This window comes from Undibacterium sp. TC9W (genome assembly GCF_049339865.1).
Lineage (GTDB): Bacteria > Pseudomonadota > Gammaproteobacteria > Burkholderiales > Burkholderiaceae_D > Undibacterium.
Genome location: NZ_JBMPPJ010000001.1, coordinates 473,107 through 485,682 on the forward strand (window position 1 = coordinate 473,107; position 12,576 = coordinate 485,682).

Below are 12,576 nucleotides of genomic sequence, written 5' to 3' on the forward strand. Positions count from 1 at the left end.
AAAAGCACTTATTGCCAGGGAATGGCAATAAGTGCTCTGTCAGGCAGAAAGACTAAGGTTTTTGACTACGCCTTATTTACCGCTTTCTGCTGTGGATTTGACGCAATCTACAAAATAGCCACGTTTGCCATCGATTTCTGCTTTGACCAGGCCATGGCAATCAGTCTCAAAGCCTGGGAATTTCTCATTGAAATCACGCACGAAACGCAAGTAATCAACAATAGTCTGATTGAAGCGTTCGCCAGGGATCAGCAATGGAATACCTGGTGGATAAGGCGTCAACAGAATTGCCGTAACACGGCCCTCGAGCTCATCTATCGATACACGCTCAGTTTCACGGTGTGCCATCATGGCAAAGGCATCAGATGGTTTCATCGCTGGTTGCATGTCAGACAAATACATTTCTGTCGTCAGTCGTGCAACGTCGTGGCCTTTGTAGGCTTCATGTATGCCCTGGCACAGGTCTTTCAGCCCCACACCTTCATAGCGTGGGTTTGCTGCAGCAAATTCCGGCAAGATGCGCCACATAGGCTGGTTTTTGTCGTAATCGTCCTTGAACTGTTGCAAAGCAGTCAGCAAAGTGTTCCAACGGCCCTTCGTAATACCGATGGTAAACATGATGAAGAACGAGTACAGGCCGCATTTTTCAACGATAACACCATGTTCCGCCAGGTATTTGGTAACGATAGATGCAGGGATGCCTGTTTCGCCAAATTTACCTTCGAGGGACAGGCCTGGCGTAACAATGGTCGCTTTGATCGGGTCCAGCATATTGAAGCCTGGTGCCAGTTTACCAAAGCCATGCCAGTCATCTTCGGCACGTATCATCCAGTCTTCGCGCGAACCTATTCCATCTGCTGAGAATTCTTCTGGTCCCCAAACCTGGAACCACCAGTCTTTGCCCCATTCCTGATCCACCTTGCGCATGGCGCGGCGGAAGTCCAGTGCTTCGAGTATGGATTCTTCTACCAGTGCCGTACCGCCTGGCGCTTCCATCATGGCTGCTGCGATATCGCAAGAGGCAATGATGGAATACTGAGGCGATGTCGAGGTATGCATCAGGTAAGCTTCATTGAAGCTGTCACGGTCCAGTTTGCGTGTTTCGGATTCACGTACCAGAATTTGTGATGCTTGTGAAATACCGGCCAGCAGTTTATGGGTCGATTGGGTCGAGAAAATCATCGACTTCTTGGCACGTGGCCTGTCCTTGCCTATGGCATGCATGTCTTTATAGAAATCATGGAAAGTCGCATGTGGCAACCAGGCTTCGTCAAAGTGCAGGGTGTCGATCTCGCCATCCAGCAAGTCTTTCAATACTTCGACGTTGTACAGCACGCCGTCGTAAGTCGATTGAGTAATAGTCAGGATGCGTGGCTTTTTGTTTTTGGCTTCTCGCGCAAAAGGATTGGCTTCGATCTTCTTCTGTATGCTTTCCATGCTGAATTCTTCCAGCGGGATAGGGCCGATGATGCCAAGGTGATTCCTTGTAGGCATCAGGAAGACCGGTATCGCACCACACATGATGATGGAATGCAGGATGGATTTATGGCAGTTACGATCGACCACGACGATATCGCCAGGTGCAACCGTGGAATGCCAGACCATCTTATTGGAGGTCGAGGTGCCATTGGTTACAAAATAGCAATGGTCGGCATTGAAGATACGTGCGGCATTGCGTTCGGATGCGGCGACCGGGCCGGTATGGTCGAGCAATTGCCCCAGTTCTTCTACCGCATTACATACGTCGGCGCGCAGCATGTTTTCACCAAAGAATTGGTGAAACATCTGGCCTATAGGTGACTTCAGGAAAGCGACACCGCCTGAGTGACCCGGGCAATGCCAGGAGTAGGAGCCATCATTGGCGTAATGTACCAGCGCGCGGAAAAACGGCGGTGCCAGGCCATCTAGGTATGAGCGCGCTTCACGGATGATATGGCGTGCCACGAATTCTGGCGTGTCTTCAAACATGTGAATGAAGCCATGCAATTCGCGCAGGATATCATTCGGAATATGGCGGGAAGTGCGGGTTTCACCGTACAGGTAAATCGGGATGTCCGCATTCTTGTAGCGAATTTCTTCTACGAAGGCACGCAGGGACTTCAGGGCGTAATCTGTTTCTTCATCGGTGCCGTCGCCGAACTCTTCATCGTCAATCGACAGGATGAAGGCAGACGCACGCGATTGTTGTTGGGCAAACTGGGACAAGTCACCATAGCTGGTTACACCCAGTACTTCCATGCCTTCGGTTTCTATTGCGTCAGCAAGCGCGCGTATGCCAAGACCAGAGGTGTTTTCAGAGCGGAAGTCTTCGTCGATGATGACGATGGGGAAGCGGAATTTCATGGAGGTCTCCAAAAAAGCTTGTTACAAGGGAGACGCCTGGGCAAGTTAAATCAACCGCTTGCGCGCCGAAAATTCAAAGAAGCGAATTCTCTCAGATATGTGGGGGCTGATGTGAAAAAATCGCTGTTTTTGGTTGGAAAATGCAAAATTTCATCTGATTGTCATCAAAGCAGTTGTTGTGCCGTATCTTGCATTGAGAAATGCGTTTCAGGATGAATTTTATTCAATAAATCCTCAGTTCGACCTGCTTACTCAGTCAAGCGAAAAAGTAAAAAAGAGTGCTCATATAAGCACTCTTTTGTCCTGGCAAGAATTGCTAAGATAATTGTCAGAAGCGATAACTTGCGGCAGAAAAGATCGTAACGGGATTTTTCTGGAAGACAAAGGGGCTTCTGCCGGCATCACCACTCAGGCGGCTAACGGATGCACCGGTTGTCAGTGACCAGTTGCTATCAATATTCCAATGCCAGCTAGCACCCAGTTTGATATCAGAAATGCCTGACGATGGGGTGTACTGCGCATAACCACTAGCTACAGATTGCGCAGCAGTCACGCCGTAATAGGACTGCATATAGGCAGAATTAACCCAGTTTGCCCCTATGCTGGCAGACAATCTATGTTGTGGACTCAATAAAGTAGTGGCGCGCGCGCCAAAGCTGACTTGTACTCCATTGTGATCCAGGCCAGAGCCATAACGTATGGACGATGCCAGAGAGAAATTTTGATCAAGATTGAAATTCAGGAATGCGCCTGGTTCAAGCGCAGTGTTGACGTCGCCCAATCCATGCAGTTTGCCGGAACGTGATTCATCACGGGCAGCTTCCAGGGACATACGCAAACCATATTGCAGGCTTGCATCTTTGGAGAAGTTATAGCCCAGGCCATTCACAGCGCTGAAGAACGCACCATTTTTCCATTGCGCATCAAACATGGGATAAGCAGCCAGACGACGCTCATCGGAGCCCGTATATTTAGGCATGCTGAGCGCAACAGCGCCCAGAGAGAAATTCACATCCTTGGGCAGGTAGGTAGTGGGAACCAGTTGCACAAATTGCGAAGTCTGTGCTCCTGCGGAACAGGTCATCGCCAATAATGTGATACCGAGTATTTTTTTCATTATGTTCTCGTCTTTGTCATATATGGAGGGCAGCAAGTCCCGCCAGTACTACACCAACTCCAGCTACACCATAAGAAGCATACTGTAGCCATTTTTTCTTGGTCAGCAAGGTGATTGCTGCCAGGGAAATGGCAATTTGCACGGCAGTCATGGCCTGCGCCCAGCGATGATGCTGATGCAGGGCTTCTTTTGACTTTTCTTCCCAGTCCTGACTTTCTTTTTCCAGGGCTTCCGCTTTTTTCTTGATATCTTCTTTTTCTACTTTATAGCGCTCAACTTCTGCTTTGTATTTTGCGACATCAGCTCCAGGTATCACCATTGCCAATTCCGCGAGGTTTTGCTTACTCGACTTCGACTGGTAATAATTCCATTGGTTCGATGCTTCGGTCTTTTTAATGGCCGAATCATTCTTGAACATGGCTGCATCATTTTGTGTTGCGCCGCCTTCATAACCAAACAAGGCTCCGACAGTTGCCATGATCGCAGTCATTACTGCAATTTTGCTGGCAAAATCATCATTGCCGTGGGCTGCATGTTCCAACTCATGATCATGCGGTCCGTGTACGTGAAACCCGTGTCCTGACATAGTAATCCTAAATCTTTTTGTAAGTGACAAATGCAAAATGTAAATTTTTTTCTTTGGAGAAATGTTTTTCTCTTCCCGTCTCTTTCCATATTAGCGGATTGATTACTGGGAAAAAAGCATCACATGCAAACTCCTGTTGTATCTCGGTCACGACCAGTTCATTTGCCAATTCCATGCTTTGGCTGTAAATCTCGGCTCCGCCTATGATGAAAGCCAATTCCTGGTCCAGCAACGCCCGCGCTGCATCTAGCGATGCCACTGTTTCCACACCTGCATGTTGCCACTCATGATTCCGCGTGACGACAATATTGCGTCTGTTCGGTAAGGGGCGACCTATAGATTCAAAGGTTTTCCTGCCCATGATAATGGCGTGACCAGTGGTGGTCCGCTTAAAGTGGGCAAGATCCTCAGGCAAATGCCAGGGCAGCTTATTATCTATGCCTATGCCCAGCTTGGAATCGGTTGCAACAATAATACTTAAAGATGACATGCTCATGAATCCAGAGTTTAAACAGCAACGGGCGCTTTGATTGCGGGGTGAAATTGGTAATTCGCAAACTCAAAATCATCAAACTGATAATCAAAAATGGATTCAGGTTTGCGTTTGATGTTCAATTGACCCAATGGCAAAGTGCTACGTGATAATTGTTCGTTAACTTGGTCCATGTGATTGGAATACAAGTGGCAGTCACCACCCGTCCAGATAAAATCACCAACTTCCAGGCCAGTCTGTTGTGCCACCATATGGGTCAGCAAGGCATAGGATGCGATATTGAAAGGCACGCCCAAAAAGATATCGGCACTACGCTGATACAACTGGCAGGATAATTTGCCGTCAGCGACGTAGAACTGAAACATCATGTGACATGGTGGCAGCTTCATTTGCGGGATGTCAGCAACATTCCAGGCAGAGACAATAAGGCGGCGTGAGTCAGGGTTGTTGCGTATCTGCTCTACCACTTGTTTGATCTGGTCTATGTGTTCGCCGGAGGGTGTAGGCCAATTGCGCCATTGTGAGCCATAAACCGGGCCAAGATCACCATTGGCATCCGCCCATTCATTCCAGATAGAGACGCCATTGTCTGTCAGGTATTTGATATTGGTGGAGCCTGCCAGAAACCAGATCAGTTCATGCACGATAGACTTCAGGTGCAGCTTCTTGGTGGTCACCAATGGAAAGCCCTTGCTCAGGTCAAAGCGCATCTGGTAGCCAAAGACTGACACTGTGCCAGTACCGGTTCTGTCAGTTTTTTGGGTGCCGTGTTCTTTCACATGGCACATGAAGTCAAGGTATTGATGCATGGGCTTAATAAATTGCTATGTTGAGTTACTATTTTGTTCAGGCGCTAGTATACCTTAGGGAAAGATAAAACTCTTGGAGATTGTAATGCGTCTCATCCACTTCAGTGAGGACAAGATGGTGTTGCTGCAGTCTTGCTGATTCAGCGTTTGCTCAGCAGGGGATTGCTGGATTCTGGTTCACCTGGTGCCACCAGTGGCAATTTGATTTCGAAACGGGTTCCCTGGCCGACTATACTGCTCGCATGAATGCTGCCGCCAAGTACGTTGGAGATGATGTTGAAAGTGATGCTCAGCCCAAGGCCACTGCCGCCCTGGCCAAACTTGGTAGTAAAGAAGGGTTCGAATATTCTGTTGATAATTTCTGCTGAAATACCTTTGCCATTGTCTTCGAAAATAATGAGGACATGGTCGTTTTGCTGTGTGGCAGTGCAACGCATGTGACCCTCTTCACGTCCTTCGAGGCCGTGAGCGACCGCATTATTGACCAGATTGGTAAAAACCTGTCCCAACAAACCAGGGTAGCTGTCAAGCTGGATTTCACCAGGGATATCGAGTTCCAGAGTGAACGGGGTTTTGCGCAAGCTTGAATGCAGCAGGGCGGTCAGCTCCTGCAACATGACCAGTAAAGCAAATTGCCTGCGCTGGGCGCTTGATTGATCAACGGCCACCTGCTTGAAGTCACCAACCAGATGGGCAGACTGTTGCAGTCCACGTAGCAGCAATTTGGTGGAATCTACAGCTGTGGTCGCATAGCGTGTCAGGTCAGAACGCTTCATCTTGCCTTCTTCGACCATTTTGACCAGGTTGCGGGTTTCTTCTTCCAGGGTGCTGGCAACCAGCAGGCAATTACCCAGCGGGGTATTTAATTCATGTGCTACGCCTGCGACCATGGAACCCAGTGCTGCCATGCGTTCTACCCTTGCCAATTCTGCCTGCGCTGAATTCACATTATTCAGAGCGGCTTCCAGGTTCTGGTTGACTGTTTCCAGTTCCTGAGTGCGTTGGCGGACCTTGGATTCCAGTGTGCCTGAGTATTCAAGCAATTGCTGATTCTTGATTTCCAGTTCGCCAAATGATCTTTGCAAAGCCTGGCGGGTGGCTTCGAGACTGGTTGCCAGGTGACCCAATTCATCTTCGCGGTTCAGGGCAATAGGGTCATTCAGTTCGCCATTTGCCAGCCTGTCCGACTCACCCATCAGTATCCTGACTGGCTGCACCAGGCGCCATTGCAATACCACCAGGATAAATATAATAGCCAGTATCAGGGAAAGCACAGCGGTCGTGACATAACGACGGAAGTCGGATGCCAGACTCTCTTGCAGTAGGTCTTCTGCCAGTGTCAGCCTGACCTGGCCTATCACCTGGCCACCGTGCTTGATTTCCCTGACCATGCTGGTGAACGGTCCTTTTTGGGTTTGCTTGCGGGTGTCGTTCTTGATGAACTCTTTGCGGTCGGGCAGGGTAATGACTTCTATGGTTGCCACCCTGGGGTCGGAATACACCACTTCACTGGAGATATTGGCAATCTCGGGTGTAATTTGCCACAGGGGTTCGCTCAAGATAACGGAGAGAATTTCGACCAGGCGATTGTGATCTTCGGCATTCCTGAGCTGGGCCGCAGTTTCTATCGTGTGCAAGTGATAAGGGATGAGGATGGCAGCAGGGACGGTTAATCCGAATATAACGGCCAGAATAATCGCTAGTCTTAGCGTGATTCGGCGGCGTAGTGCGGATAAAAGATGTCGAAACTGCATTGCGAGGTCCTTGTGCAACACTTCCCGGAAGATATAGTCAGGCGGAGCATCATACATTTCCACCAAACATTCATATACAGATCAGGCATGGACAACCATGCTTGATGATCGCACAAACAATTTTAAAATACTAAAAGGTTTTTTGCGTTTCGGCAAGATATGATTCTTGAGTGCTTACTCAGTGTGTTCAATTGTCCAAAAAAGGGCAAATTGTTGCGCAAGAGTTGTATCTAAGATATGTAAATTACGAAAGCAGTAGAATGGGTTATTTGCTTTCTTCTACCCATGCCATCTGTATTGCTTCCAATACTTTTTCACCGCCTCGTGTGTGGTCGTCATTAAACTCTTCCAGATCGACGATCCAGTTGTGCAAGTCAGTGAATCGTACTGTCAGTGGATCAATATCAGGGAATTTATCGCACAGTGCTTCGGCGATTCTGAAGGTATCAGTCCATTTCATGATGTGCTCCACTTCTGTCAATGCCAACAACGGGCGGGTGGAAAATCAGTATTAGTGATTTTCGCGCGCGTGATTGATGGTGTATTTTGGAATTTCTATGGTGATGTCCTGTTTGCCGAGCTTGACCTGGCAAGAAAGGCGTGAAGTTGCTTCCAGACCCCAGGCGGCATCCAGCAAATCCTCTTCATCATCAGTAGATTCATTCAATGAATTAAAACCTTCGCGTACGACGACGTGACAAGTGGTGCAGGCACAGGACATTTCGCAGGCATGCTCGATTTCTACATCACTTTCGATCAAAGCCTCGCACAGCGATTTGCCTTCTGGTGCATCAATGACTGTTCCTTCTGGGCAAAGCTGAGGGTGCGGCAAGACAATAATTTGTGGCATGTTGTTCTCGTAATCTGGCTATTTCAATATATATGGGCGCTGTCTGTAACGATGTCTGATGTTGCTCAGACAATCTCATCGAGTTTTTTTCCGGCTAGTGCACTGCGTACGCTTTGATCCATGCGGCGGGCGGCAAATTCTTCCGTCCCATCAGCGAGTGCGCTTATTGCATCATGCAGTAGCTGATGGTCTTTGCCATTTTTGAGGCTGGCGACCTGGTCCATCAATGCCTTGATTTGTGTTTGCTCGGTGTCGCTGAGTAATTGAGCATCGCCATGCAGGGCTGACTGGGTTGCCAATAAAATACGTTCGGCTTCAACGACTTCTTCACGCAATGCGCGTTCTTGCATATCGGCATCTGCCGAGGTGAATGAGTCTTGCAGCATGCGTGTAATCTCATCATCAGCCAGGCCATATGATGGTTTGACGGTGATTGCTGCTTCCACGCCAGATCGCAGTTCGCGTGCTGAAACTGAAAGCAGGCCATCAGCATCGACCTGGTAAGTGATGCGTATACGGGCAGCACCGGCAGCCATAGGGGGAATGCCACGCAACTCAAAGCGTGCCAGCGAGCGGCATTCGCTCACCAGGTCACGTTCGCCCTGCACGACATGGATGGCCATGGCGGTTTGTCCATCCTTGAAAGTGGTGAATTCTTGCGCGCGTGCACAGGGGATGGTGGAATTGCGCGGGATGACTTTTTCAGCCAGACCACCCATGGTTTCGACGCCCAGTGACAGCGGAATTACATCCAGCAGCAGCCAGTCATCACCAGGGGCGCGATTGCCCGCCAGCAGATTGGCTTGTATCGCTGCACCCAGAGCCACCACTTTGTCTGGATCAATATTGGCCAGTGGCGTGGTCTGGAAGAATTCACCAACAGCCTTGCGTACATGCGGCATGCGCGTAGCGCCACCTACCAGTACCACGCCATCGATATCATCTACAGTGAGGCCGGCATCGCGCAGGGCTTTGCGGCAAGGCGTCGTAGTTTTTACCACCAGGTTTTGCGTCATTTCGGCAAACGCTGCTGCAGTTATCTGCAAATGGATAGACTCGCCAGAATTCAGTTTTGCATCGATAAAGGTGCTGGGTTTGTTCGACAGTATTTCCTTGGCCTCGCGAGCCTTGATCATCAGAGCGCTGGTGTCTTCGTCTGACAGTGGTGCCAGTTTGGATTCCTGCAAGATCCAGCAAAACAGACGGTGATCAAAATCGTCGCCACCGAGGGCAGAGTCGCCGCCAGTAGCCAGAACCTCAAATACGCCTTTGCTCATTTTCAGGATGGAGATATCAAATGTGCCGCCACCCAGATCATAGACGGCATAAATGCCTTCTGAAGAATTGTCCAGGCCGTAGGCAATTGCCGCAGCGGTAGGTTCATTCAATAAGCGCAAGACATTCAGCCCAGCCAGTTTGGCGGCATCCTTGGTTGCCTGTCTTTGTGCATCATCAAAATAAGCGGGAACGGTAATGACGGCACCAACCAGGTCATCGCCCAGTGCGTCTTCTGCCTGCTGCCGCAGGGTTGCCAGAATTTGTGCAGATACTTCTACCGGGCTTTTGATGCCAGCCACAGTCTTGATCTGCACCATGCCAGGTTCATCATGAAAATCATAAGGCAGGTTTTCGGCATAGGCGATGTCTTTCAAACCGCGCCCCATAAAACGCTTGACGGAAGCGATGGTATTCCTGGGGTCATTGCTTTGTTCGGCCTGCGCTCTGAAACCTATATGCGCATGACCATTTGGCAGATAGCGCACTACTGAAGGCAGCAGCGGGCGACCCTCTTCATCGTTGAGCACTTCAGGGATACTATTGCGTACGGTTGCCACCAGAGAGTTGGTGGTGCCCAGATCTATGCCTACTGCCAACCTGTGCTGGTGTGGAGCTGTGGACATGCCAGGTTCAGAAATCTGCAGTAATGCCATGATGAGGTGGGATGACTTGACATCCAAAAAGGGCAAATCAGCAATGACAGATTTGCCGGGTTATTCGAAATTACTCTTCGAGAGCAGCGATATCCGCAATGAATTTTTCCAGGAACATGCAGGTGCGGATTTGCAACGCCGCATCCTGGAAATTATTCTGATCCAGCGAATCTCCCACAGCGTGTAACTGTGTTCTCATGGCGCTGTTCAACTCGCGCTCCAATCTCAGTAGCGCAGCCTGATTATTATCTTTGCGCGCATCGTCAAAGGACTCGCGCCATTCCATCTGCTGCATTAAAAATGCACCAGGCATGGAGGTGTTGGATTCCGTCTGTAAATCCACACCCTGCAATTCACATAAATAGCGGGCGCGCTTCAAAGGTTTTTTCAGCGTCTGGTAGGCTTCATTGGCCCGCGTTGCCCATTGCATGGCAACGCGTTTTTCAGCTTCGCTGGCTTGCACGAACTTGTCTGGATGTACGCGATTTTGTACTTCGCGGTAAGCTGCATCCAATTGTCCCTGATCAAGCGCAAACTGCTGCGGCAACTGAAACAGCTCAAAATGATTCTGCATCTGCACCAGCCTTAAATCCTGAAGCTTTCGCCGCAACCACATTCGTCTTTGACGTTGGGGTTGTAGAATTTAAAGCCTTCGTTCAAACCTTCGCGAGCAAAATCCAGTTCAGTGCCGTCGATGTAAGGCAGGCTTTTCGGATCGACAAATACCTTGACGCCATGTGATTCAAAAATCTGGTCGTCGTTGCCGACTTCATCCACATACTCAAGCTTGTAGGCCATGCCTGAGCAGCCGGTTGTACGTACCCCAAAGCGCAGGCCTATGCCTTTGCCGCGACGTTCCATATAACGGGTCACATGTTTTGCCGCTTTTTCTGTGAGTGTGATAGCCATATTTATTCCAGTTTTTTGCTACTAAACTTTTGTTGCCACTTTTTTTGAAACGAATCTTGAAACTAATTTCAGGCGATTTGTTCAGCGCTGTGCTTGTTTTTGTAATCCAGTACTGCAGCCTTGATCGCATCTTCCGCCAGGATGGAACAGTGGATCTTGACTGGTGGCAGCGCAAGTTCTTCAGCAATAGCCGTGTTCTTGATTTCCAGCGCCTGGTCCAGTGTCTTGCCCTTGACCCATTCAGTCACCAGGGAAGAGGAAGCAATAGCTGAGCCGCAGCCATAAGTCTTGAATTTTGCATCCTGGATAATGCCATCAGCGCTCACCTTGATTTGCAATTTCATGACGTCGCCGCAAGCAGGTGCGCCGACCATGCCGGTGCCTACGGTGTCATCGCCTTTTTCAAAAGCGCCGACATTGCGTGGGTTTTCATAGTGATCTAACACTTTTTCTGAGTAAGCCATTTTGATACTCCTTAATTTTCTAAAATACGTTTTTCAAATACGCATTCAATATTGAATTAATGCGCAGCCCACTGGATAGTGGAGATATCGATGCCGTCCTTGTACATATCCCAGAGGGGGGACAATTCACGCAACTTGGCAACCTTGGTTTTCAGCAGGTCTATCGTAAAGTCGATATCTTCTTCTGTCGTAAAGCGACCAATGGTGAAACGTATCGAGCTGTGCGCCAGCTCATCGCTACGGCCCAGTGCGCGCAATACATAAGAAGGTTCCAGGCTGGCAGAGGTACATGCAGAGCCAGAAGATACTGCAATATCCTTGATCGCCATGATCAGGGATTCGCCTTCAACATAATTGAAGCTGACATTCAGGTTGTGCGGTACACGGTGTTCCATGTCGCCATTGACATAGGTCTCTTCAATTTCTTGCAAGCCTTTTGCCAGACGGTCACGCATAGCGCGTACATGCGTCAGTTCGCTTTCCATTTCTTCTTTGGCGATGCGGAAGGCTTCGCCCATACCGGCAATTTGATGAGGTGCCAATGTGCCAGAGCGGAAACCGCGTTCATGACCACCACCGTGCATCTGTGCTTCCAGGCGTACGCGTGGTTTGCGGCGGATATACAGCGCGCCTATGCCTTTCGGGCCATAGGATTTATGGGCAGAGAAAGAGACCAGATCAACCTTGGTATTTTCCAGGTCGATATGCACCTTGCCAGTCGCCTGGGCAGCATCGGAATGGAAAACAATGCCTTTTTCGCGGCACAGTTCGCCAATTTCAGCGATAGGCTGGATGACGCCAATCTCATTATTGACCCACATTACGGATACCAAAATGGTGTCTGGACGGATAGCTGCCTTCAGCTGATCCAGTGTAATCAGACCATTGTCACCAGGCTGCAGATACGTAGCTTCAAAACCCTGACGCTCCAGTTCACGCACTGTATCCAGCACAGCCTTGTGCTCGGTTTTTACCGTGATGATGTGCTTGCCCTTGGACTTGTAGAAGTTTGCTGCCCCCTTGAGCGCCAGGTTATTGCTTTCTGTCGCACCGGAGGTCCAGATGATTTCACGCGGATCAGCATTGACCAGATTTGCCACTTGCGCACGCGCATCTTCCACCGCTTTTTCTGCGTCCCAGCCATACATATGGCTGCGGGAAGCCGGATTGCCATACTGCGCACGCAGGAAGGGAATCATCTTGTCAGCAACACGAGGATCAACCGGCGTTGTCGCCGAATAATCCATGTAGATAGGAAAGTGTGGTGACTTCAGTGTGTCCAACAGGCTTTGTTCCAAAGGGGCGTTCATTCAAAACTCC

General features: G+C 49.5%; 13 protein-coding genes. All 13 read right to left on the minus strand.

Going from position 1 to position 12,576, the window contains the following annotated elements; all coding sequences use genetic code 11:
- Positions 1-72 precede the first annotated feature (72 nt).
- Positions 73-2,343 (minus strand): Orn/Lys/Arg decarboxylase N-terminal domain-containing protein, encoded by a 2,271-nt coding sequence (locus ACO0LN_RS02145; RefSeq protein WP_422970734.1) that lies wholly within the window; start codon positions 2,341-2,343, stop codon positions 73-75.
- 328 nt (positions 2,344-2,671) lie between these two features.
- Entirely contained in the window at positions 2,672-3,460 is a 789-nt protein-coding gene (locus tag ACO0LN_RS02150) for a MipA/OmpV family protein (protein WP_422970735.1), read from the minus strand.
- Between the two features lie 16 nt (positions 3,461-3,476).
- Positions 3,477-4,046 (minus strand): DUF4337 domain-containing protein, encoded by a 570-nt coding sequence (locus tag ACO0LN_RS02155; protein ID WP_162041514.1) that lies wholly within the window; start codon positions 4,044-4,046, stop codon positions 3,477-3,479.
- A gap of 7 nt (positions 4,047-4,053) precedes the next feature.
- The gene (locus tag ACO0LN_RS02160; protein WP_422970774.1) at positions 4,054-4,536 is read right to left on the minus strand and encodes a dihydrofolate reductase; all 483 of its coding nucleotides are present in this window, start codon (positions 4,534-4,536) and stop codon (positions 4,054-4,056) included.
- A 17-nt stretch (positions 4,537-4,553) separates the two neighbouring features.
- Positions 4,554-5,348 (minus strand): thymidylate synthase, encoded by a 795-nt coding sequence (locus tag ACO0LN_RS02165; protein WP_422970736.1) that lies wholly within the window; start codon positions 5,346-5,348, stop codon positions 4,554-4,556.
- Between the two features lie 140 nt (positions 5,349-5,488).
- Entirely contained in the window at positions 5,489-7,102 is a 1,614-nt protein-coding gene (locus tag ACO0LN_RS02170; RefSeq protein WP_422970737.1) for a sensor histidine kinase, read from the minus strand.
- A 265-nt stretch (positions 7,103-7,367) separates the two neighbouring features.
- On the minus strand, positions 7,368-7,562 hold the full coding sequence (gene iscX, locus ACO0LN_RS02175; RefSeq protein WP_422970738.1) for a Fe-S cluster assembly protein IscX: 195 nt from the start codon (positions 7,560-7,562) through the stop codon (positions 7,368-7,370).
- Between the two features lie 51 nt (positions 7,563-7,613).
- Positions 7,614-7,952 carry an ISC system 2Fe-2S type ferredoxin gene (gene fdx, locus ACO0LN_RS02180; RefSeq protein ID WP_422970739.1) on the minus strand — a complete coding sequence of 113 codons (339 nt, stop codon included), beginning with the start codon at positions 7,950-7,952 and terminating at the stop codon, positions 7,614-7,616.
- 65 nt (positions 7,953-8,017) lie between these two features.
- Positions 8,018-9,883, minus strand: a complete 1,866-nt coding sequence (gene hscA, locus ACO0LN_RS02185) for a Fe-S protein assembly chaperone HscA (RefSeq protein ID WP_422970740.1) — start codon at positions 9,881-9,883, stop codon at positions 8,018-8,020.
- A 70-nt stretch (positions 9,884-9,953) separates the two neighbouring features.
- Positions 9,954-10,457, minus strand: coding sequence for a Fe-S protein assembly co-chaperone HscB (hscB, locus tag ACO0LN_RS02190; protein WP_422970741.1), 504 nt, complete (start codon positions 10,455-10,457; stop codon positions 9,954-9,956).
- 11 nt (positions 10,458-10,468) lie between these two features.
- The gene (gene iscA, locus ACO0LN_RS02195) at positions 10,469-10,792 is read right to left on the minus strand and encodes an iron-sulfur cluster assembly protein IscA (protein WP_110253627.1); all 324 of its coding nucleotides are present in this window, start codon (positions 10,790-10,792) and stop codon (positions 10,469-10,471) included.
- A gap of 68 nt (positions 10,793-10,860) precedes the next feature.
- Positions 10,861-11,256: a Fe-S cluster assembly scaffold IscU gene (gene iscU / locus ACO0LN_RS02200; RefSeq protein WP_422970742.1), complete on the minus strand. Its 396-nt coding sequence runs from the start codon at positions 11,254-11,256 to the stop codon at positions 10,861-10,863.
- A gap of 56 nt (positions 11,257-11,312) precedes the next feature.
- Positions 11,313-12,566, minus strand: coding sequence for an IscS subfamily cysteine desulfurase (locus tag ACO0LN_RS02205; protein WP_422970743.1), 1,254 nt, complete (start codon positions 12,564-12,566; stop codon positions 11,313-11,315).
- Positions 12,567-12,576 lie beyond the last annotated feature (10 nt).